Origin of the sequence: Rhodopseudomonas infernalis (assembly GCF_022271405.1) — a bacterium.
Classification (GTDB): Bacteria; Pseudomonadota; Alphaproteobacteria; order Rhizobiales; family Xanthobacteraceae; genus Rhodopseudomonas; species Rhodopseudomonas infernalis.
Genome location: NZ_JAJNAL010000002.1, coordinates 78748 through 101134, shown reverse-complemented (window position 1 = coordinate 101134; position 22387 = coordinate 78748). Strand labels below are relative to the sequence as shown.

22 protein-coding genes are annotated in these 22387 nt (G+C 62.4%); 9 read left to right on the top strand and 13 right to left on the bottom strand.

Annotated elements, in window-relative coordinates; all coding sequences use genetic code 11:
* Positions 1–388 precede the first annotated feature (388 nt).
* The 4 genes from LPW26_RS02170 to LPW26_RS02155 all read left to right on the top strand — a co-directional run bounded on the left by LPW26_RS02170 (position 389) and on the right by LPW26_RS02155 (position 2735).
* Entirely contained in the window at positions 389–1366 is a 978-nt protein-coding gene (locus LPW26_RS02170; RefSeq protein WP_238732601.1) for an aliphatic sulfonate ABC transporter substrate-binding protein, read from the top strand.
* Between the two features lie 65 nt (positions 1367–1431).
* On the top strand, positions 1432–1647 hold the full coding sequence (locus LPW26_RS02165; protein WP_238732600.1) for a hypothetical protein: 216 nt from the start codon (positions 1432–1434) through the stop codon (positions 1645–1647).
* Positions 1640–2266: a helix-turn-helix domain-containing protein gene (locus tag LPW26_RS02160; protein WP_238732599.1), complete on the top strand. Its 627-nt coding sequence runs from the start codon at positions 1640–1642 to the stop codon at positions 2264–2266. The genes LPW26_RS02165 and LPW26_RS02160 overlap by 8 nt, the downstream gene beginning before the upstream one ends.
* Before the next feature lie 103 nt (positions 2267–2369).
* Positions 2370–2735 carry a hypothetical protein gene (locus LPW26_RS02155; protein ID WP_238732598.1) on the top strand — a complete coding sequence of 122 codons (366 nt, stop codon included), beginning with the start codon at positions 2370–2372 and terminating at the stop codon, positions 2733–2735.
* A 280-nt stretch (positions 2736–3015) separates the two neighbouring features.
* Here LPW26_RS02155 and LPW26_RS02150 read toward each other — a convergent pair whose 3' ends face one another.
* The 5 genes from LPW26_RS02150 to LPW26_RS02130 form a co-directional block, all read right to left on the bottom strand.
* Positions 3016–4614, bottom strand: coding sequence for a rhodanese-like domain-containing protein (locus LPW26_RS02150; RefSeq protein ID WP_319942154.1), 1599 nt, complete (start codon positions 4612–4614; stop codon positions 3016–3018).
* A gap of 97 nt (positions 4615–4711) precedes the next feature.
* On the bottom strand, positions 4712–5380 hold the full coding sequence (locus LPW26_RS02145; protein ID WP_238732597.1) for a DUF1847 domain-containing protein: 669 nt from the start codon (positions 5378–5380) through the stop codon (positions 4712–4714).
* Positions 5374–6168, bottom strand: a complete 795-nt coding sequence (locus LPW26_RS02140) for an ABC transporter ATP-binding protein (RefSeq protein WP_238732596.1) — start codon at positions 6166–6168, stop codon at positions 5374–5376. The genes LPW26_RS02145 and LPW26_RS02140 overlap by 7 nt, the downstream gene beginning before the upstream one ends.
* Positions 6162–7190, bottom strand: a complete 1029-nt coding sequence (locus tag LPW26_RS02135) for an ABC transporter permease (protein WP_238732595.1) — start codon at positions 7188–7190, stop codon at positions 6162–6164. Before LPW26_RS02135 ends, LPW26_RS02140 begins: the two co-directional genes overlap by 7 nt.
* On the bottom strand, positions 7168–8259 hold the full coding sequence (locus tag LPW26_RS02130) for an ABC transporter substrate-binding protein (RefSeq protein ID WP_238732594.1): 1092 nt from the start codon (positions 8257–8259) through the stop codon (positions 7168–7170). The genes LPW26_RS02135 and LPW26_RS02130 overlap by 23 nt, the downstream gene beginning before the upstream one ends.
* Positions 8260–8859: 600 nt before the next feature.
* On the opposite strand from LPW26_RS02130, the gene LPW26_RS02125 reads away from it, so the two are divergent.
* Both LPW26_RS02125 and LPW26_RS02120 read left to right on the top strand, forming a co-directional pair.
* Positions 8860–9336, top strand: a complete 477-nt coding sequence (locus LPW26_RS02125) for a tripartite tricarboxylate transporter TctB family protein (RefSeq protein ID WP_238732593.1) — start codon at positions 8860–8862, stop codon at positions 9334–9336.
* Between the two features lie 179 nt (positions 9337–9515).
* Positions 9516–9680, top strand: a complete 165-nt coding sequence (locus tag LPW26_RS02120) for a hypothetical protein (protein WP_238732592.1) — start codon at positions 9516–9518, stop codon at positions 9678–9680.
* Positions 9681–9933: 253 nt separating this feature from the next.
* On the opposite strand, the gene LPW26_RS02115 is transcribed toward LPW26_RS02120, so the two are convergent.
* From LPW26_RS02115 to LPW26_RS02090, 6 genes are all read right to left on the bottom strand, one after another.
* Positions 9934–11145, bottom strand: a complete 1212-nt coding sequence (locus LPW26_RS02115) for an acyl-CoA dehydrogenase family protein (RefSeq protein WP_238732591.1) — start codon at positions 11143–11145, stop codon at positions 9934–9936.
* A 47-nt stretch (positions 11146–11192) separates the two neighbouring features.
* Positions 11193–12734 (bottom strand): sugar ABC transporter ATP-binding protein, encoded by a 1542-nt coding sequence (locus tag LPW26_RS02110; protein ID WP_238732590.1) that lies wholly within the window; start codon positions 12732–12734, stop codon positions 11193–11195.
* Between the two features lie 9 nt (positions 12735–12743).
* Positions 12744–13859: an SMP-30/gluconolactonase/LRE family protein gene (locus tag LPW26_RS02105; RefSeq protein ID WP_238732589.1), complete on the bottom strand. Its 1116-nt coding sequence runs from the start codon at positions 13857–13859 to the stop codon at positions 12744–12746.
* A complete protein-coding gene (locus LPW26_RS02100) occupies positions 13843–16032 on the bottom strand; it encodes an ABC transporter permease (RefSeq protein ID WP_238732588.1) in 2190 nt (729 codons plus the stop codon). Before LPW26_RS02100 ends, LPW26_RS02105 begins: the two co-directional genes overlap by 17 nt.
* 81 nt (positions 16033–16113) lie before the next feature.
* Positions 16114–17133, bottom strand: coding sequence for a sugar ABC transporter substrate-binding protein (locus LPW26_RS02095; RefSeq protein ID WP_238732587.1), 1020 nt, complete (start codon positions 17131–17133; stop codon positions 16114–16116).
* A 42-nt stretch (positions 17134–17175) separates the two neighbouring features.
* The gene (locus LPW26_RS02090) at positions 17176–18102 is read right to left on the bottom strand and encodes an ABC transporter permease (RefSeq protein WP_238732586.1); all 927 of its coding nucleotides are present in this window, start codon (positions 18100–18102) and stop codon (positions 17176–17178) included.
* 234 nt (positions 18103–18336) lie between these two features.
* On the opposite strand from LPW26_RS02090, the gene LPW26_RS02085 reads away from it, so the two are divergent.
* Positions 18337–19044, top strand: a complete 708-nt coding sequence (locus LPW26_RS02085; protein WP_238732585.1) for a GntR family transcriptional regulator — start codon at positions 18337–18339, stop codon at positions 19042–19044.
* 208 nt (positions 19045–19252) lie between these two features.
* Here the strand turns inward: LPW26_RS02085 and LPW26_RS02080 are convergent, their stop codons facing one another.
* On the bottom strand, positions 19253–19627 hold the full coding sequence (locus tag LPW26_RS02080; protein ID WP_238732584.1) for a VOC family protein: 375 nt from the start codon (positions 19625–19627) through the stop codon (positions 19253–19255).
* 65 nt (positions 19628–19692) lie between these two features.
* Here LPW26_RS02080 and LPW26_RS02075 point away from each other — a divergent pair, with 65 nt between their 5' ends.
* The gene (locus LPW26_RS02075) at positions 19693–20142 is read left to right on the top strand and encodes a MarR family winged helix-turn-helix transcriptional regulator (RefSeq protein WP_238732583.1); all 450 of its coding nucleotides are present in this window, start codon (positions 19693–19695) and stop codon (positions 20140–20142) included.
* Between the two features lie 229 nt (positions 20143–20371).
* Positions 20372–21514: a Fic family protein gene (locus LPW26_RS02070; RefSeq protein ID WP_238732582.1), complete on the top strand. Its 1143-nt coding sequence runs from the start codon at positions 20372–20374 to the stop codon at positions 21512–21514.
* Positions 21515–21520: 6 nt separating this feature from the next.
* Here the strand turns inward: LPW26_RS02070 and LPW26_RS02065 are convergent, their stop codons facing one another.
* Positions 21521–22042, bottom strand: coding sequence for an RNA polymerase sigma factor (locus tag LPW26_RS02065; RefSeq protein ID WP_238732581.1), 522 nt, complete (start codon positions 22040–22042; stop codon positions 21521–21523).
* Positions 22043–22387: the final 345 nt, after the last annotated feature.

Below are 22387 nucleotides of genomic sequence, written 5' to 3'. Positions count from 1 at the left end.
TTCAGCAGGTACTTTTGGTTCGGCTCATCACGCCAGACTTTGCCTCAGATCAAATCACCGCTTGTCTTCCTTGGATTCGAAAGAGCGTTCCAGCGAATGCCAACTAAGCAGTCAGCCTGTTCTGTTCGCTGGGGACACATCGGAATATCTGTTTCTCGCCAGCGCGATCGATTTGGCCCCTCCCAGCCGCCCTAACCGCACCTACGCGGGCACGAAATGATTTTCTCAATCAACAACGTCGCGAAGTACAAACGATCCGCCTTCACGAAAACTGCAGAATTGCCGACGGAAAGCGCCGCCGGCAAGATGAGGTTCAAGACAAAGCTCAATCGGCGGTGCGATCGCCTATCCGCGCCGACTTCACTCTTCTCGTCAGGAAGGCTCCGTAATGATCTCGCGACGTTCCATCCTGCTGTCGGCCTTCGCGTCGACCTTGGCTGCCACATCGATCGGCTTCTCCGGCCAACCTGGCTTCGCGCAGGCGTCGGACACGGTCAGGATCGGCTACCAGCGCTCCTCGACGCTGATCGCGATTCTGAAGTCGAACGGCGAACTGGAAAAGGCGCTGGCGCCGCTCGGCGTGAAGGTGACCTGGAACGAATTCACCAGCGGCCTGCCGCTGCTCGAGTCGATCAATGTCGGCAGTGTCGATTTCGGCGCGGATGTTGCCGACACCGTACCGATCTTCGCGCAGGCGGCCGGTGCGCAACTCGCCTATGTGGCCGAAGAGAAGGCATCGCCGTCGGCACAGGCAATTCTCGTCGCCGAGAAATCGCCGATTCACGCACTCGCCGACCTCAAAGGCAAGAAAGTCGCGGTGACCAAGGGCGCCGGCAGTCACTATCTGCTGCTCGCGGCGCTCGCCAAGGCCGGGCTGACCTTCAAGGACATCACCCCGGCTTATCTCGCGCCGGCCGATGGCCGCGCCGCCTTCGTCAGCAACAATGTCGATGCCTGGGTGGCATGGGACCCGTTCTATACCAGCGCGCGTCACCAGACCAACGCGCGCGTTCTGTCGGACGGCTCCGACGGGCTCGCCAGCTACAAGCGCTATTATCTCGCCTCCGCGGCGTTCGCCGACAAGCGCAGCGACGTGCTGAACGTGATCTATGCAAAGCTCGCGGAGACCGGGCGCTGGGTCAAGCAACATCCCAAGGACGCGGCGGCTCTGCTCGCGGGACTGTGGAGCATCGAACCCGCGATCGTCGAAGAGGCCAACAGCCACCGCTCCTACGCGGTCGATCGGGTCACGCCCGACGGCCTGTCCGAGCAACAGAAGATCGCGGACGTGTTTTTCGCCGAAGGCCTGATCCCCACCAAGGTGAAGACCGACGCGGTGAAGATCTGGACGCCCCGCGGCTCTTGAACCGGCCGCGCCACACATTCGATCAGCGAAACCGAACGACCATCGACCGGCAGCGGTGAGATAGCATGTCTTCGCAAGCGGCAAATATCATCGATCTGAGATCCTATCGCGAACGCCGCAAGGCTCTTCAATTGAAGGAATCTCCGATCGCCGTCCAGCACGCGGTTCAGCCGTTTCCGTTCTATGCGCCGACCTTCTTCTTCGGCTTCTGGCCGTGCTGGGTGATGGCTCCGATGCCGATGATGATGTCGGGATGGTCCGGAGAATCGACATATGACTGATGCGGGACTTCCGCTGGGGGCGAATGGCGGAGCGGAGCTCGGGCACCTGTCCGTCGATCTGCCCACCATCGTCGGCCGGAATCTCCGTCGCTTGCGGATCCGGCAGGGCCATTCGCTCGAACGCCTCGCCAAGCAGTCAGGCGTCAGCCGCGCCATGCTCGGCCAGATCGAAACCGGCAAGAGCACGCCGACGATCGGCCTGCTGTGGAAAGTCGCAACCGCACTCGGCGTGCCGTTCGCAAACCTGATCGCCACCGAAGACGCGCATCATCCGCAGGTGTTCCGGCGCAAGAGCGCCAAGCTGTTATCGTCGAACCAGGGCCAGTTCACCTCGCGCGCGCTGTTTCCCTACGACGGCGAGCGGCAGGTGGAATTCTACGAACTGAGGCTCGCGCCGTTGCATCGCGAGGAAGCCGAGGCGCACGCGCCGGGCACACGGGAAAATCTGGTGGTCTCCAAGGGCGCGGTCGAGATCACCGCCGGCACGGAGCGCCCGGTGATCCTGACCGAAGGCGACGCCATCCTGTTCGAAGCCGACGTCGCGCACAGCTATCGTAATCTCGGCACCGACGAAGCCGTGCTATTCCTGGTGATGACTTACGTCGAGGCGATCGGCTGACGCCAAGGCTCCGCGCAGCAAGGCGCCACGCAGCAAAAAGGCCGGCGAACGCCGGCCCTTCTGGCTGATCAAGAGACCGAGACGTCAGGCCTTGGCGGGCATCATGCCCATCATCGTCATGCCGCCGCAGTTCATCATCATCGGCATGCCATTGCCCATCATGGTCATCATGGTCTGGCAGCACTGCATGAACATGTCCTTCATCGCCGGATCCATCGGCGCCATTTCGCAGGTCATCATCCCGGCCGGCGACATCGTGCAGGTCATCTTGCACATCATCATCGGCATCGGCATTGGCATCGGCATGCCGGGCATCCCCATCATCGACATCCCGGCCATCATCGGGTTCATCATCACGGGGCTCATCATCGAATTCATCATCGGGTTCATGCCACCCATCATCGGCATCATGGGCATCATCTGCATCGCGGTGTTCATGGCTCGCTCCATCGATCTGAGACGAAATTGACTTCGTCTGTCCCGAGTAAAAGTACGAGCATGCTCCAAATCGCTCAACGACAACCAAAACCGTCTCGTCGCTTTCCTCCAACAAAGCATCCGAGCCGTCGCCCGAACGGACAGCTTTTCCGTTATCACGGACACGCCTCCGTTATCTTGACGGGTGTAGTCCGCGACGCAGGGCCATTGATGACCTGATCGCATGCTTAGGCTGGCGCAACTTGCAGATTTGTGAGTCGATCGCTCGAGTCCGCGTGGTCGAACGCGCGACCCGCGGCCGCCGGCGCGGCTCAGAGCACGCGAAAACCGTGGGTGCCGTCGCGGGCGAGTTGCTCGACCAGGCCGAACTCCCAGTCAAGATAGGCTTGCATCGCGGCCGCGGCATTGTCGGTGCCTTCGTAGGGACGCTTGTAAACGTCATCGACGTCGACCGCGGCCCGTGCGATGCCGGACTCGAGCGGCAGCCCGGCGGCTTCCCAGGCTTGCGTGCCGCCTGCCAATAGCACCGCCAGGCGATCGGTCAGCGCCAACAACTCCGCAGCGGCGTAGTGCGCCAGCGCGCCGTCCCACGACGTCAGCACCAGACGCCCCTCCGGCCGCAGCCGGTGCAACGCCTCGGCCAGTTGTGCGCGCACCGCGAACCAGGCGCCCGGAATGTGGCCGGCCGCATGACGCGGGCTCGGCGCCAGATCGATCACGATCGCAGAGTCCAGCTCAGCCGCAAGTTCTGCGGGCGTTATCGCCGTGATCGCTGCGTCTGGTAACGGCGGCCGGCGTGGCGGCCGGGGTCCTGTCTCGAGGTCGCCCGCGATCGGCCCCTGCAAGACATGGACGTCGCGCCAACCCATCTGGATCAACCACGAGGCGGCGAGCGTCGCCCGCACGCCGTCATCGTCGGCCAGTACCAGACGGGCATGGCGCACGCCGACCCATTCGTCGGTCGCCTGCACCAACTGCCCGCCGGGTGCAGAGCGAAAGCCGGCCAGATGCCCGGCTTCGAATTCCTCCGGCGTGCGGACGTCGAGCAGGTACAACGTCACGTCGCGCTGGCTGCGCGAGCGAGCCAGTGTATCTCGATCGATGGTTCGTACGCCGACGCGATCCGCCAGCGCTTGCGCGCGCTCGCGCGCGACCTCCCTCGCCGTCTCGGACAGTTTCGGAAACCGCTTGTCCGCCCCGCGCTCCACCTGCAATCCCGCCAGCGTCCAGCCGATCGTGCCGTTGCGCAGCGCATAGACCTTGTTGGGAACACCAGCATTGATCAGCGATTGCGTGCCGATGATCGACCTCGTCCGTCCGGCGCAATTGACGATCACTGTCGTCTCCGGCCGCGGCGCGACATCCTGCAGTCGCAGCACCAGTTCGCCGCCCGGCACGCTGGTGCCGGTCGGGATCGACATCGTGCGATATTCCTCGAAGCGGCGCGAATCCAGCACGACGATGTCGGCCTGATCCTTGATCAGTCGCTCGACCTCCGCGGCCGGCAGCGACGGCGTATGCCGCTGCGACTCCACCAACTCGCCGAACGCCTTGCTCGGCACGTTGACGTCGATGAACACTTCGCCGCCTGCGCGACGCCAGCCATCGAGCCCACCGTCGAGCCGCGCGACGTTGCTGTAGCCGAGCGAAGCCAGCTTATGCGCGGCACGCGCGACCAAGCCTTCGCCGTCGTCGTAGAGCACGATCGGCGCGTCAAGGCGTGGCACCAGATCGAGCACATCCAGTTCGATCCGGCTGAGCGGCAGCGGCACCGCGAACAGCGGATGGCCGCGCGAAAACGGCCCCTCCTCCCGCACATCGAGCAAGGCGATTTCGCGCCCCTCGATCAAAGCTGCATGAATGTCCGCGACGCTGACGACACGGGTGGTCGGATGTTGTGATGACGTCACGCGTCAATCCTGAGCGGTGAATGCGACGGTGCTACGGATATCGCCAATGCCGACCAAGGGAAAGAGATCGGGCGGCGCCGCTTCGGCAGCAGGCGCTTCAGAGCGCCTGCAACCGCTCGGCATCCTGCAGCCGGGAGCAATAGGTCTCGGCGGTGTACAGCGCCGCAACCGGATTGTGCCCGAGCACCCGGTCCTTGACCACCAGCGTCGTCACCGGCGCCTTCGAATAGCGATAGAACAGTGAGTCGTGGCCGACGCACAGGCCGATCATCACGTTGAGATCGGTGTTCACCGCGTTCAGCGCCTTGGCCTGCAAGGCAGGATTGCACATTCCCTCGAAGCTGCCGCTCTTGATCTTCAGCTCCTCGGGAATGCCGATCGCGGTCTTGTCAACCGAGCCGAGCTTGCAAGCGACGGTGTAGGGCCTGAAGCCGGCGCGTTCGAGCACTTTGACGAAGATCTTGGCCTCCGACATCAACCCGACGCAGCTCGCCACGCCGATCTTCTGCGCACCGATCCGACGCGCGAACGCGACGGTCTCCTCGACCCGCGACAGCTTGCCGTAATACAGCCCTTCGACCTCAGCCGCGGCATGCGCGATCCGCCCGTCAAGGCCGGCGCCGGTGTAAAGTTCGAGGGTTTCGTTCAACAGATCGGTATCGACCGCTTCGGTGAGACAGAATTTTGGAAACTTCTGGTCTCGTCGATCGCAGTTCAGCGGGCCGCAATCCGCGCAGGACAGCTCCGCGACGCTCTTCTTCACCATGTTGCGTCCAGTCCGAGCAGTCCGAGAATGTCGTGGCGCAGATCGGCCAGACGCTGATCGCCGCGCCGCCGCGGATACGGCAGATCGACCGCGATGTCGGCCTTGATGCGGGCCGGCCGATCACTGAACACGATGACGCGTTGCGCCAGAAACAGCGCCTCCTCGACGTCGTGTGTCACCAGCAGCGTGGTGAAGCCATTGCGCTGCCACAGCGACACGATCTCGGTCTGCATGCTGAGCCGCGTCAGCGAGTCGAGCTTGCCGAGCGGCTCGTCGAGAATCAGGATCTGCGGATCGTTGACCAGCGCCCGCGCCAGCGACACCCGCTGCGCCATGCCGCCCGAGAGTTGATGCGGATAGGCGTTGGCGAAGCTGCTGAGGCCCACCAGTTCGAGCGCCGCGTCGACGCGGTGACGCTCGCTCTTGATGATGCCCTGCGCTTCGAGCCCGAGCGCGACGTTCTTCCACACCGTGCGCCACGGAAACAGCGTCGGGTCCTGGAACACCACCACCCGCGACGGATGCGGGCCGGTGATGACGCGGCCGTCCTCCAGCAGGCGGCCGGAGCGCGGCGGCTCGAGCCCCGCGACCAGCCGCAGCAGCGTGGACTTGCCGCAGCCGGATGGGCCGAGCAGCGCGACGAACTCGCCGGGCTTGGCGTTCAGCGTGACATGGTCGAGCACCGGCAGCACCTTGCCGTCGATGTCGAAGTGATGGCTGACGTCATCGACGTCGAGCGCAGCGCCGGCGAGCGTCGCCTCCTGTTTCAACGCCAGTGCGCTCACCATTTGACGACACCCTTCTGCCAGATCAGCAAGCGATCCCGCACCTTGAACAACAGCGTAATCGCACCCGAGCACAGTAGAGACATCACCAGCAGCGCTGCGTACATGTTGGAATAGGACGCCCAGCCCTGGGCCCATTGCAGATACCAGCCCAGCCCGGATTTGACGCCCATCATCTCCGCGACCACCAGCACAGCGAAGGAGGCGCCGAGCCCCATGAACAGGCCGACGAAGACGTGCGGCAGCGCCGCCGGAATCGCGACCTTGAACACCAGGAACGACGGCTTGGCGCCGAGCGTGCGCGCGACGTCGTAGTAAGCGTTGCTAACGCTGGCGACCCCCGACCAGGTCAGCACCGTCACCGGAAAGCCGGTGGCGAGCGCGATCAGGAAAGTGGAGGCGCTCCAGCTCGACGGAAACGCGAAGAACGCGATCGGCAACCACGCGGTCGCCGGCAGCGGCCCGATGAACCGCAGCAGCGGGTGCACCCAGTACCCGACCGCACGCGACCAGCCGATCGAGACGCCGGTGATGAATCCCAGCCCTGCGCCGATCGCGTAGCCACCGAGTTGCAGCTTGATCGAGGAGATCACGCTATCGAGCAGCTTCGGCAGATCGTCGGTGAAGACCTCGACGATCGCCTGCGGCGGCGGAAAGAACGGCAGCGGCAGCCAGCCGAGCTTGGCGGTGGCGACTTCCCACACCGAAAACACCGCACCGAGCACCACCAGCCAGGGTGCACGGTGCCGGACCAATGCGGCCGCTCGCTCCGACCACAACCCGGCAATCGATGCGACCAGCAGCACGCCGGCGATCACCAATGCGCCAATCGCCACCTCGTTGGTGCGCGTCCAGTCCCCGAGATCCTCCCGCCACCAGCACGACAGACCGAACACCATCCAGACCGCGCTCGCCGCAAAGCCGACGACACGTCCGCGCAGGCCGCGGAGAACCGTGGGGAATCCCGCCGTCTCCGACGAGGCGACCGGCAGATCGAGCGTCTCAGACGCGGAATACGTCGGCATAGATTTTGTCCGCGAACTTGGTGGTGTCGGTCGACTGCTTGATCACCGACACGATCTTCAGATCGTCGGCATAGAGCTTCAGCTCGCTCTTCAGCCGATCGCCGGTCGGATGATGATCGTGGGTGTGGTAGCGGATCAGTTCCACCAGATCCTCTTCGGTGACCGTCTTCGGCGCGAAGGGCAGGAACGACTTTGCCGCCTTCTCGGGATTCTTCGAGCAGAACTGCGCGGCATCTAGCAGCCCCTGCGTCAACGCCCTCGCCACCAGCGGCTCGTCGCGGATCAGACTGGCGCGCGCGCCGACCACACAGCAACTGACGTTGGCATAGATGCCGTTGAGATTGGACGCGACCTCGGTGAATTCACCGTCCTTGAGCCACGCGTAGGTCAGTGGATCGGATCCGGTCAGCGCATGCACCTCCCCCTTCTCGACGGCGAGCCGCACCAGATTGCCCGGATACTGTCGCCATTCGACATCCTTGACCGGATCGATGCCGGCCTTGGCGAGCTGGATCGAGAAGAAGTTCTTGTCGGGACTGGTGAGGTCTGCGGTCGCGACGATCTTGCCCTTGAGGTCAGCCAGAGTCTTGATGCCGGATTTTGCCGGCGCCAGCGCGCGCAGACATCCGCCGTGCGTGCCGGCGACGATCTTGACGTCGAAGCCCTGCTCCAGCGGCTTCAGCCAGCGCAGCGCCATGCCGACGCCGCCGTCGCTCTTGCCGGTCGCGATCGCCTCGAGCAACTGATCGGTCGATCCCGAAAAGTTCACCAGCTCGACGTCGAGATTCTGCTTCTGGAAGAAGCCGTAGTCGATCGCCACCGGCACCTGCACCGAACACACGGCGTTGGCGTTCCAGGAAAACTTCAGCTTGCGAGGTGCGCCGGTCAGCACCGGCGCGGCTCCCTCTGCGGACGCGCGGCAGATCGGAGCATCGGCGAAATCATAAGGAGCGGGACGTCCCGGCAGCGCCTGCGCGCCGAACAAGCCGGACGGCAACGCCACCGACGTCGCCGCCGCACCGAGCAGCAATTTGCGGCGGCTCAGGCCGTGGTCGTTCTGATCTCTCATGATGCCTCCAGTTCGATCGACCTGCCGGCGACGATCGACGATCGTTGCAGTCGTTATTTGATCAGCGCAGCAACGCCGCGCCTCATGCCCACACCATATTGCGGAGACGCCGCTACATGGTCAATGAAACCGCGTTTCAAATGTGGCGCGGGATTGAGAACACGACCATCGCGCATAACTAACAACATGGCCGAACGCTATCGTGGGCCAGTCTTGTAGTCACACAGGATACGAACAACGCACCGATCGGCTTGCGCCAAAACGAGTCGACCTTCCTTTGCTCCACCCGCGGAATCATTGGTCACGCACGCGCCATCGACAGGATCGCGAGCGCTGTTGCGCAGCGCTCTGTTGAACGCCTATATCCCGACGCTAGCTCTCACCGCATCGCAGGCCGTCCGCGCGAAGTTCTTCTAGGCCAACGTCGCGTAGCAATCGTATTCCTCTCTATCGGCGTCCGCATTTGTAACAGTATTTCATTGCCGGGCCGGCCATTTGGAGAGAAATTGCGAGGCCTTTCCGCACTGGGTCGCCTTCGCGATCTTCGATGTCGTCGACGATTTACGGATGATCGCGTCGCCGCACGTCTCAGGAGTAACAATGTCTTTTCGGCGCAGACTCGATCAGCGCGAATTCATGGCTGGCGCGGCGTTCGTTCTGTTCGGGATCTCGTTTTCACTCGTCGCCGTCAATTACCCGTTGGGAACGGCGATGCGAATGGGACCGGGCTATTTCCCGGCCCTGCTCGGTCTGCTGCTGTCCTGCATCGGCGTGCTGATCGGAATCAGTGCACTACGCCGCCGGCCGATCACCGACCGATCGGCCAGCAACGCGCCGTTCAACTGGTCTTGCCTTCGTCCGGCGCTGCTGATCTCCGCCAGCGTTCTGCTGTTTGCCGCAGCAATCGAATCGGCCGGACTGGCGCTCGCCACGTTCGGAGTCGTCGCCGTGAGCGGCCTCGCGAACCGCGAGGCACGTTGGCCCGCCGTGTCGGCTTCCGGAATTGCCCTGTCGGTGATGTCGGTCGGCATCTTCGCCTACGGGCTGAGGTTGCCGTTTAGGGTCGCGCCGTTCTGATGGAGCTGTTCAGTCACTCGGCCACGGCTCCGAAGCCGCGCTGTCACTCACCAATCTCGGTTACTTGTCGCGAAGGCATCGCCGCGTTCCTGACGAAACGCGCGCCGGTCTTCTCCGGCCGTTGAGGATTTCCAGAATGTGGAAATGTCGACGGGCTGTTCGCCGAGTGCGCCGAGGTGATGCAAGCTATCGTCCATCTCCCGCAGCCGGTAATCGCCCGCGTTCACGGCGTCGCCTATGACTATACCCGTGCAGTGATGGCGAAGAACCTTCAGGCCCAGCATGCCCAGGAAGGACTCGACGCCTTTCTCAGCAAGCGCCAGCCGGTGTGGCGCGGGCAGTAGGCGTAAGCTGACTGAGACGTTTAACGACGACGTGCGGCGGTCGTTCTATCATCTGTCGGAGCAGCGCGTTGCGATCGTGTTCGGCCCCTGGCCGGCAGCCGACAGCCGGCGCCCGCTTCCTGTATTTCCAGGGACCGGACGGCATGGTGTTCGATTGTCCGGTCGGCATCGACGGGATCACAGACGGTCGCGGTCTCACTGTTCGATGCGGTGCTGATAACCGGCTACGCCAGCATCATGGGGCCGGCGGATACTATTTGTTCGAATACTTCCTCAATTCCAGCCGGGCGATCTGGTTGCGGTGCACTTCGTCCGGACCATCGGCCAGGCGTAGCAGCCGCGCCGTCGCATATGCGGCCGTCAGGCCGAAATCATTGCTCGTGCCGCCACCGCCATGCGCCTGGATCGCCCAGTCGATCACCTGGCAGGCCATGTTGGGCACCGCGACCTTGATCATTGCGATCTCGGTCTTGGCGACCTTGTTGCCGACCGTATCCATCGCATGGGCCGCATTGAGCGTGAGCAAACGGGCCTGCTCGATCATGATGCGGGATTCCGCGATCCGCTCCTGCGTCACGGTCTGTTCCGAGACCGGCTTGCCGAATGCCACCCGGCTGGCGGCGCGTCGGCACATCTTTTCCAGCGTTCGCTCGGCGAGCCCGATCAGTCGCATACAGTGGTGAATACGTCCGGGCCCAAGGCGCCCCTGAGCGATCTCGAATCCCCGCCCCTCGCCGAGCAGAATATTCGACACCGGGACACGAACGTCACGAAACACCACTTCGGATGCACGATCCGGAACGCCGTAGAAGCCGAACACCGGAATCGGGCGAAGCACCTCGACGCCCGGCGTATCCATCGGCACCAGGATCATCGATTGCTGCTGATGCCGGTTCGGATTGTCCGGATCGGTCTTGCCCATGAAGATGCAGATCTTGCAGCGCGGGTCGGTGGCATTGGTGGTGTACCATTTGCGTCCGTTGATGACGTAGCTGTCGCCATCGCGCACGATACGGCTCTCGATATTGGTTGCATCGCTGGACGCCACCGCGGGCTCGGTCATGGCGAAGCAAGACCGGATCTCACCGGCCAGCAGTGGCTTTAGCCAACGCTCCTGATGCTCGGCGGTCCCGTAGCGCGCCAGCACTTCCATATTTCCGGTGTCGGGAGCCGAGCAATTGAAGACTTCGGGCGCGAGATGTGAGCGGCCCATTACTTCGCAAAGACTGGCATATTCGAGATTGGTAAGGCCCGCGCCATGTTCGCTGTCGGGCAGAAATAGATTCCAGAGACCCTGCTCGCGCGCGAGCGGCTTGAGCTCCTCGACTGTCGGATAGACCTTCCAGGGGCCGAGTTCTTCAGCTTCTTTGTAGAAGCGTTCCTCGTTCGGATAGATGTATCGGTCCATGAAGGACAACAGGCGGTGCTTGACGACGGCAACGCGCTCAGATTCGGGATAAAGCATGGAGTCTCGCAAGTGGGATTGTTGGAATAGTAACCGCGCTGTCCTGTTTAATGGATCGCGGCGTACATGATCTTTTCTTCCGTCGCTTCGGACGCGGGCATTTCCTCGACGATGCGTCCGCCGCGGGCCACGAGTATCCGATCGGACAGAGCCAGCACTTCCGGCAGATACGAGGAGATCACCACGACAGCTTTGCCGCTCTTGGCAAGTTCCCGAATAGAGGCGTGAATCTGCGGGATCGCGCCGACGTCGACACCGCGCGTCGGTTCGTCGAAGATCACCAGTGACGGCTCCTGCGCCAGCGACTTCGCCACCACCACCTTCTGCTGGTTTCCGCCGGAATATTCGATGATCTTCAAACTGCGCTTGAGCGCCGAGATCGACAGCGCCTTGACCCACCGATCGGCGACCTGCTTACGCTTCCTGAGCGAATAGAACAGGCTTCGTCCTTTGGGCGAGGCGAGATAGCCGAGATAGATGTTATCATCGGCCGTCATGGTCTCGAAAAAGCCATCGAGCTTGCGGTCCTCGGTGATGTAGACGATGCCGTCGCGGATCGCCTGACGCGGCACGCGATAGCGGATCGGCTTGTCGTTCAGATACACCAGTCCGCCGCGGAGGAAGTTGCGCTTGCGGGCCCCGCAGATGATGTGCGCAATCTCGGTTCGGCCCGATCCGACCAGGCCCGCGATGCCGACGACCTCCCCCTCATAGACCGAGAACGACATGTTCTTGACGACGTTCCCCATGGTGACGTTCTCGACCGCCAACACGCGCTTGCGCTTGGCAGGCTCGGCATCGTGCACCGGTGGAAGCGCCGCATCTCCGGCGATTTCGGCGGCCGCGTAGTGGCTCGTCGCGACGTCGCGTCCGACCATCATGCGCACGATCTTCGGCCGGTCGAGTTCGTTCGCCGGACCGGTATGTACCAGCTTGCCGTCGCGCAGGATCGTGATCCGGTCGGCAATCTTCAGCGCTTCTTCCAAAGCGTGCGAAATGAAAATGACGCCGACGCCCTTCGCGCGCAGGCTGTTGAGCAGGTGGAACAGATGCTGGATCTCTTCCGGAGTGAGGCTGGCGGTCGGTTCGTCGAAGATGATGACGCGCGCATTGTGGCGGACCGCACGGGCGATCTCCACCATCTGACGCTTCGCGGTGCCGAGCGTTTCCACCAGCGCCAATGGATCGACGTTGAAATTCAGGGCCTGTTGTGACTGCTGCGCGGCGATGTTGATCTTGCGGTAGATCGTGAACCAGCTCTCCATGCCGAGCTCGAGGTTCTGCGCGACCGTCATCGACGGCACCAGGCTGGTTTCCTGGTAAACCATGGCAACCCCTTGCGCCAACGCTTCGCCGGGCGAGGAGAAAGACACCTTCTCTCCGCCGAGAAGATAGTCGCCGGATGTCAGCTTGATGGCGCCCGCTATGGCTTTGCACAAGGTCGATTTGCCCGCGCCGTTCTCGCCCAGCAACGCATGGATCTCGCCGGGGCGCAGCGTAAAGTCGACCTGGTCGATCGCGTGGACACCGCTGTAGACCTTGCTTCCCGCTGTGATCTGCAGCACCGGAGCGATTTCGATCGTGGTCATGGCGTCCTCCTACTCGGACACGGGGCCGGTGGGCAGTTTGATCAGCTTGCCGTTCCCCTTCGACACGGCGAAGACACGCCCCGCAGGATCCGGCAACACAGCCGTGATCCCGTGAACCTCTCCCGACGTCCGACTGTGAAAGCTCTCGCGCGCAGCACCGTCTGCTCCGATGCGCGCGACGAGACCGTAGGACCGCGGAGGCGCCCAGGGCTTCTGGATGCCGAGTTTCTTGATACGGCCGATCTGCATCGCCTCGCGATAGTCGGCAGCGCCTCCGAGCCGCGGGCCGATCCACAGATGCGGCTCGACGGCTTCCAGCATCCGCATGCGAAACGCGTCCTCGCGCAACACGAACTCGGTCAATTGGGTGCGCAAACCGAAGAACGCGAGCCAATAGTCGCCGCGAGAGCCACGCGATATGCGGGACGGATACCCGGCAAAATTCTTCACCAGAATGCGCGGCGCGCCGCCATCAAGGGACAGCGCGCTCAGCCGATGCGCCCAGGATTCGGTGACCAGCAGACCGCGACCGTCGTGAGACACGACGAGACCTGCGGGCCAGTCGAGACCGTTGGCAATGACACGCGCTTCCGACAGATTTGCGTCGCAGGAGATGATCCGGCCGGACGGCGGTCGTTTCTCGAGAAGGTCGCGATGCCATTCGGAGGCGGGATTGTGACGCGACCCGTCGGCGATGTAGATCCGACCGTCGTCTCCGATCGCCAGCGCCGTCGGGCATCGCAGCGGCTCACCCGCCACACCCGTCAGCCGCGCGACGATTGCTCCATCAGCATCGAGAGACACAACTCCCTGCCCCGACAGAGCAGCGACCAGCCCGGATGTCGCGGACCATGCCAGCGCGCCGACCTCGGCGTCGAACACCGCGAAAGTCCGGCGTTCGACAAAATCAGGACCGCCGCACGCCAGAATTGTCCGACCGCTCGACACATACAACGTGCCGTGCGCATCGAGCGCGAGCGCGTCCGGTGCCTCGATCGCTTCACCGAGAACAGACGCGCGATCGAGGCGCTCGTTCGGCGAGAGGTTTCCGTCCAACACCGGGATCGCGTGCACGTCGCGATTCGGGAAGAAGATCCGGTCGATGATGTCACGCGCCAGAGACATGCTTCGCCTTCGCTGTAGTGATCGAACGCACGTTGCTTGCTGCAAAGCCGGAATTGCTTTGGCTATTCGACGACCAGTAGGACTTCCACCCGGTCCAGTTCACGTCGCCGTTCGGCAGCTTGACGCGACCAATCCGGTTGTTCTCGAGCCCGCCGATATAGAGATAGCCCTTGTGTTCGCGCATCGAAGTAATCGTCGGATGAGAACGTCCACCCGGATCCCACAAGGATTCGAGAACGCGACCGGTGTCGTCGAACTTGATGACGCAACCGTTGTTGATGCCGGGACACATCCACTCGTCCGGCGGGATCTGCTTCACCATCCGCGTGCGGAATGCGGGGTCCGCCATCGCAAGGTCGTAGACCGGTGATCGAAGCCCCACGAGCGCGAGCCAATAGGTCCCGTCGGAGGCGCGGTTCACGTTGTCCGGATAGCCCGGTAGATTGTCGACCAGCAGCTCGAGCTGGCCGGCCTTCTCGCCGGCAATCCAGTATCTGTAGATCCGGCAAAGCCACGTCGAGACCCAGAGCACCGATTGCCCGTCGTGAGACACGCATACGCCGTTCGGGAACGCCAGGCCGGACAGCACCGTGCTGGTCTTTCCCGTCGCCGGATCGTGGCAAACGATGCGGCCATTGCCCCGCCCCTCGAAGCCGTCCAGTGCCCAATCCGAAAGATCGTAGCGTGTCGTCGCATCGCTGAAATAGATCTTGCCGTCCGGCGCGACGTCGAGATCGTCGGCAAGCCACAGCCGCGAGTCGTCCTTGAAGCGATACCAGGTTCGGTTGGTCTCGTCGGTGACCTTGAAGACGGTGCGGTCGGGCTTCACGCCGTAGACGCCCATGCCGGCCACGCAGACGAGAATGTTCTTGTCGCGGTCGAGCGCCATGCCGAGCGGACGTCCGCCGATGCGGGCGAACTCCTCGCGCACTTCGTAGTCCGGGGCGAGAAACCGAATGATCGAGCCGTTGCGATTCACCGTGTAGAGATGATCGTGCTCGTCGAGGATGATATCTTCAGGCCCCTCGATCTTGTCGAGCGCGATCGCCTCGGCATTTTTCAGCCGATCGTTCTCGGCGAAGACCGTGCCGCTGTCACGCGCGATCGAGGCCGGGGGTTCGAATTCGACCAGCGACGGCGTGACGTAGATCTTCTGCAGGAGCTTGCCTTTGTTCTTCACGAACTTGACGTTGAAGGCCACGGCGGCGAGCAGGATTGCGCCGATGATCGCGGTGGTCAGGCTGCCATGCGTGCCGAGTTGCACCAGGCCGTTGATGAGCAGGAAGATGATGGCGGCGCCCATCAGCGCTCGGCTGATGGTGCCGCGGCCGCCGGACAGGCTGATGCCGCCGAGCACCGCCGCGGCGAGCGCGTTCACCTCCCAGCCGACGCCGGTGTCGGTGCCGGCGCTGTTCTGGCGTGCGGCATAGAGAATCCCCGCGAGCGACGCCATCATGCCGGACAGCACATAGGCCATGAACAGCGACCACTTCACATCGATGCCCGCGTGGCGCGCCGCTTTGCGGCTGGAGCCCACCGCCATGATGTGAACGCCGGAACGAATTCGCGTCAGATAGAAGTGCGCGACGATGCCGACGACGAGCAGGCAAACCATATTGATCGGGATGCCGAACAGGAAGCCGCCGCCGAGGAAATCCCACGCTGCGCTATCCGAGGATGCGCCCGCGAGTTCGACCGCAAAATGCCCGGTGATCTTGTTGTAGGCGGCACGCAGGATGATAAGGACCACCATCGTGGTGAGGAACGGCCGCGTCTTCGCATAGGCGATCAGCCCGCCATTGATCGCGCCGATCAACGCCCCCCACGCCATGACGGCGACGATGGTGAGCGGCAGCGGCCACTCGAGGATCATCAGGAAATACAGCGTCAGGAAATCCGCCATCGCGAAGACGGCGCCGACGGAGAGATCGAGCCCGCCGGAGAGAATCGAGATGGCCATCGCCATCGCGACGAATCCCTGCTCGGGAAAGCTCCGCATCAATTGCTGGAGTTGCGGGATCGAGGTGTAGCCCGGGATCATCACGATGAACGCGACGAACACCACCAGCAGCAGCGTGAACGGAACGATCGGCTCCATCCAGCGCTTTTCGAGGAGTTCGCCGAGCAGAAGCTGGGGCGAAAGGCGGTACCATAGACGGCGCAGGGACTTCATGAGCAACAGACTTTCGGACAGCCGATGCCATCCCACAGCGGAATGGCATCCGTGATGTCGGGCAAACGCTGAGGTTGCCGGCTATTCCTTCGGGACGACGAAGCAATACTGACGATCGTCCTTGCTGGAGACCCAATAGTTCGTCGTGTAGTAGGCGAACTGGGTCGTTCCGGCGGGTCGGTTGTCCTGCAGCAGAGTCAGGACCGCGTTGGCGATCGCTTCGCCTTGCGTGTCGGCGCGATAGGACAGGTTCTTGGTGAACAGGCCCTGCTCGACCATGTCGCAATCCGCCGGCTGGCCATCGCTTGCGACGAAGATCTTCACTTCGCCCTTCTTGCCGGCGTTCTTCACGACCTGCGCCGCACCCACCGTCTGAGGCCCCCAGACGCTGAAGATCCCGCACAGGTCCGGGTTCTGCTGCAGCACATTGGTAGTGATGTCGGAAGCCTTGTTGGCGTCCCAATTGGTCGGCTGCGAGGACACGACCTTGATCGACGGGTCGGTCTTGAACACTTCCATCGCCGCCTTGACCATGTCGAGCGAATAGGCCGCGGTCGCTTCGCCTTGCAGGATCGATATCTTGCCCGATCCCTTCCCGCCGCCGCAGGCCTTGATCACTTCTCCGGCCAGCATGCGACCGAGCTTCGGCACGTCGGCGCCCACATAGGCGTCGGTGAGCTGGTTCGAGGCCATGTTGACCTGGATCACCTTGATCCCTGCGTCCATCGCCCGCTTCAATTCGCGCGCCAGCAATGTCGTCGTCGGATTCTGCACGATCAGCACGTCGGGCTTTTCGTTGATCAGCGACGACACCGCCTGCAACTGCACGTCCGACTTCATGTTCGGATCGCGCGTCACCATCTTGATCCCGTAATCGTCGAAGTGGGCTTTCATCACGCGAGTCCACTCGCCTTCAAGAACGCCCATCCAGACCGGCACCCAGGCGACGGTCTTGCCCTTTACGGCTTTCTCGAATTTCTGAAGCAGTTCGGCGCGCGGATCGGCGGCCATCGCCTGGCTTCCACCGACCATCAACGCGGTCGTAGCCAGCGCAAGAAGGATGCGGCGACGACGGCCGTGCTCTGTGCTTTTGTGGATCATGTCTTCCTCCCCGTTTGATTTCTTTTTGTTCGATCGGGCGTATCAGTCGCCCTGTTTGGCGGTTTCTTCGTCGCGCGGGTGAATGTAGCTGTCGAGAATGATCGCGAGCAGCAGCACCCCGCCCTTGATGATGTCCTGGGTCTGGATATCGAGATTCATGATCGTCATGGCGTTCAGCAGAACGCCGATCAGAAGCGTACCGGCGATCACGCTGAGGACGTTGCCGCGACCGCCGACGAGGCTGACGCCGCCCAGCACCACAACCAGAATGACGTCGAAGATCATCGTGGATTCGACGACCTGGAGATGCATCAGGGACGTCGATCCCACCATGATGATGCCGCCGATGTAGCCGATGGTCGCCGACAGCGCATATTCGATCATGGTGAGCGGACGCGTCGCGATGCCGGACATCCGCGCGGCCTGCGCATTGTCGCCATGGGCGTAGATGAACCGTCCGATCACCGTGCGCGACAGGAACAGGTGGAGCAACAGCGCGCAGATGGCGAAGGCGATCAGCGGGACCGGCACGCCGCCCAGCACCGTACCACCCAGCAGGAGCAGAAATTCGTGCCCCGGCTGCAGGAACACCTGATAGTGCGGGACCACGAGCGCGCGGGTGAGCCCAAGCACCAGCAGGCCGGACGCGAGCGTCGTGAACAGCGGCGGAATTTCGATGACGGAGACGAAGTAGCCGTTCACGACCCCGACCAGGATCGCCAGCACCAGACCGAACATGATAGCAGCGGCCGCCGGCCATCCGCTGTTGATCAGCGTCACCGCGATGGCGCTCGAACAGGCCAGCGTTGCGATCTGCGACAAGTCGATGCCGCGGCCGATCACCACCACCGCCATCCCGAGCGCGAGGATGCCGAGGATCGAGATGTTGCGGGCCAGGGTGAACAGGTTGCCCAACGTGACGAACCCGGGAAGCGCGGCGCTCAGCACAACGAAAAGCGCGAGAGTCACGCCGAGAACGAGCAACGACTGACTTGGCTTGAAAGGCGCACGACGACGTGCGCCGACCAACGCTTCGCTGGACACGTTCCCCTCCTGGTCCTTCGGCCGAGCGCTCGAACGATCAATCGCGCGACCAGCGTTTCCTCACGGGGCAGTTCGCCCTCTGTGCCTGCAACTTGCGTGCAGCCACTCTTGTTAGTTGCGTATTATTTGTTATAACAAAAACATCACAAGGTTCCGAGCATGTCAATAACCATTCGCACGCCGTCGGACGATGACCTTCTGTCCCATCCCTTCGGGCGACCGATTTCGAAGGAGAGCGTGAGCCAGCAGGCCTATGCGGCGATCCGCGACTCCTTGATGCGGAGTCGTCTGAAGCCGGGACAGAAGCTCGTTGCACGGCAAGTCGCGGATGAACTCGGCATCAGCGTGACGCCGGTACGCGAGTCGCTGCTACGTCTCGCATCCGAACACGTGCTGACGATCGACGAGCGCGGGACGGTGATCGTGCCGCGGCTGACGCGCGCGCGCTGCATTGAAATTCGCGACCTGCGCCGTCTGCTCGAAGGCGAAGGCGCCGCACGCGCCGCGCAGCACGCCACGGAATCCGATGTGGCCGGTCTCGAAGCAATCCACGCCCGCTACACAGAAACCGAATCCCAAAACGACTTTGCCAGGGCCCTCGTCGAGAACGAGAACTTCCACTTCGCGGTTTGCCGCTTGGCGCAAGCGCCTGCCCTGTTTCGGCTCGTCGAGAACCTCTGGATGCAATTCGGACCGATTTTATCGGCCTTGTACGATAGCGCGAGCAGACCGTTCCACGACAGCAAGCACGGCCATCTCGCCGTCATCGAAGCGCTCAGGAGCCGCGACGCGGAGGCCGCCCGCCATGCGATGAGTGAGGATATTCTGATCGGCGGCGCCGCCTTGCTGGAACGATTTTCGGACTGATCGCACGATCGGCTCGAGATTTGGCGGCGATGCCGATCAATTCAAGCGCCGCGACATTCGCCCGGAATGCCGGCACCGATCACTACCGAGCCGGGATCGCCTGCGTTCGGCGGGCCTCAGAACATCACATTGGCGAACACGCGGCTTCGTTGGAGCGGGAGCGCTGCTCCCATACATCCGATGCGATGCCCATCCGGAACACCACGGCTCAGGCCGTCTCTTGCACGGTATGGGCGGTGATCGTGTAGCCAAACGGATCCTGGAAGGCAAAATAACGCCCAAACGGCCCGTCCTTCGGCGGAAAGGCAATCGGCACGTCGCGTGAGGCGAGGTGGTCGTGCAAGGCGTCGGCATCGTCGCACCCGAACCAGATGGCGATACCATGGCCAAGTATGTCGACCGCATCGAGATCGACTACGGGCGCGCGCACGGCGAAGGGGATAGGCTTAGTGTCGAAAACCACGGCTCCGGGCGGTCCATTCGGGACCGCAGTCAATCCTACGACCTTGGTATAGAACGTGTGAGCCGCATCGAGGTCGGCGACCTGGATGCCTATGAAGTCGGGTCCGATGAGGCGCGGCACTCGAGTTGTCCTTTTCGTGGGAAGATGCCAATATCAGGCAACTGATATAATGTAAGCCCCCTGATATGACAAGTCTCAAGGCGACATCCATCCCCGTAGACCAACCCTTCTTGCCGCATGAAACGCTCGGCTATGCGCTGAAGCGCGCGCAGCAGGCGATGCGCCTGCATATGGACCGGCAGTTGAAGGAGATCGGACTGAACGCGCCGCAATACAACGTGTTGGTGAGCCTCGAGGCCGAACCAGGCGCCTCGAACGCAAGGCTGGCGCGTCGGGCGTTTGTGACCCCGCAGACCATGCAGGCCATGCTGGTGAAGCTCGAACAGTTAGGTCTGATCGAGCGCAGCCCGGATGCGGAGCATGGACGCATTCAACGAACCGAGCTGACGGAGGAAGGGCGGGCGTCTCTGGCGCAAGCTCACCTGGCCGCCCAGAATTCGGAACGGCTGGCACGTGAGGCTGCGACTCCAGATGCCATCGAGATGCTCACGAGGGTTGCGGAGGCGCTTGCATAGCCGCACCAACTTCCTCCACGGGAGGGGCTATAGCGTAAACGGACCGCTCATCTTTGTCTGGCGCGACCCGCCACAAACCATTGATTACATTTGGTAAAATCTGTTTTCGGGCGAACGGTTTCCACCATGCCGCTTGCTCTCGGAGGCATAGGCCGCCGCCCCTATCAAATAACAATACTGACGCTTATTATAGGATAGCGTAAAAGCCTATAATAAGCCGGTTGCCTTTATGGATTTGGGACTCTACGAACTGGATGAGCATGGCCGCCGGCTATTTCGACCGACCATGCCTCCCTTCCCGCCTCTGGAAGACGTCCACGACGTCCTGGAAGCAGCGAACGCCGCGGTCAGAGAGTTCGACCGGCGTCTCACGGAATGGGACCGGCACGGCGCTGTCGGTCGGTTGTTCGCGCGGCTCGATGCTGTCCATTCCTCAGGAGCGGAAGGATCGACCACCACCTTCACCGACCTTCTCGAGTACGAGAGCGCGTTGCGAACGGCGCCGGATGTCGACGACGCCACCATCGTTGCCGCCTGCGCCGATGGGTTGAATGAGGACCTCGTCTGGACAACGCCGGAAGACCTCGTGCTTCGCCTCCACCGGCGCCTGTTCGAAAACCACCGCAACAGGATGCTGGCCGCCGGTGCCGGACATTTCAAAGCGCTTCCGAATTACGCCGGTGATCCCGACGTTCCCGGCGGGATGTTCGGTTACACAAGCCCGACCTCCGTCGAGCCAGCGCTGCGTGAATGGCGGGCTTTCACGCTCGCAACCCGTCCGGCGATGCCCGAACTTCTTAGGCAGTTGCTGTCGCACTGGATGTTCGAGCACATCCACCCAATGGCCGACGGCAACGGCCGCATCGGGCGCCTCCTTGTCCCGATCCTGATGAAGCGGAAAGGACAGACGAGCACTGCCTGCACGTACTTTGGCGAGGCCGTTCACGAGAACAAGAGCCTCTACATTGGAATGCTCAAGGACGCTCGCATCACCGGCAAGACGACAAACTACTCACGGCAGATGCTTGCATTCATCCGCACGACGGCATCAGCCAACATCAACCGTCTCGATGGGCTGCAATCGATCGAGAAAGATTGGAGAGCGCGCTTCGGAAGAGTTCGCTCCGACAGCGTCGTGCACCGCATGATCGCCTACGCGATGGTCAAACCTGTTTTCACCATCAATGATGCCCAGCAGGATCTCGAGGTTAGTTTTGCGGCGGCCAACGGCGCGGCGAGAACATTGGCCGATGAAGGCCTTCTGACGGTGCCGCAAGACGTCAAGCGCAACCGTCTCTTCTATGCAGACGAGGTGTTGCGGCTGTTTGATCGCTTCCGTCCAACGTCCCCTTCGAATTCTGCGCTTCAGTGACGGACCTCAGAGTGTCTCTCGTCGGCGCCGCCAGTTCCGACAGAATTCCAGGGCCGAGATCATCTCCTTCTCGACGGTCGAGACCGAAACACCCAGTTCGCGGGCGATCTGCGGATAGGTCATGCCGTCGACCCTGCTCAAAAGAAAGATGCGCTGGGTGCGTCGCGGCAGCGTCTGCAGCGAGCGCAACAGCGCGTCGAGATCCATCCGGCTCGCAACCGCATCCTCGGGGCCTACCACGCCGGGCTGAAGCTGCTCGCGCGACACGCCTTCGGCATAGGAGGTGCGCACGCGTTCGGCGCGCATGACGTCACGCGCAAGATTGCGCGCCGTCGTCACGACAAGACCGACGTCGCGCTTGCCGACATCTCGGTTCATCAGTTTGATGAAGGTTTCGTGGACGACGTCCTCGGCGGTATGCACGTCGCCTGTGATGCGGCGGACCAGCCGCTGAAGGTGGCCCTGCTCTGTCCCGAAGATATTGAGCAGTTCTGTCCCAGACGACATGGTATCCTCATCGTCGCGCATCAGCCCAATCCGAACAGCGAGCGTCCGGAGACAATATTGAGGCTGCCGCAGCACTATTTAACGATACAAAAGCGATGTCTTCAGAGGTTACTACTGGCGATATTCTAAGCGTATTAGTCTCAGCAGTGTCAACGGCAACGACCCCACTGCGATTGCTGACTGGTTGAATTCTAAACTGTGCACCGAACACACATTTACGGCTTTTGCCGCTGTGGACCGTTTACCCCATGAGGCTCCACACGCCCGGGGCGTTTCGCGGAAAAGTCCATGCCGATGCACTTATCCAAGCGCCAGATCTCCAGGCGCCAGATCTCGACGCGCCAAGTCTCCGTGCGCGAAGTCTCC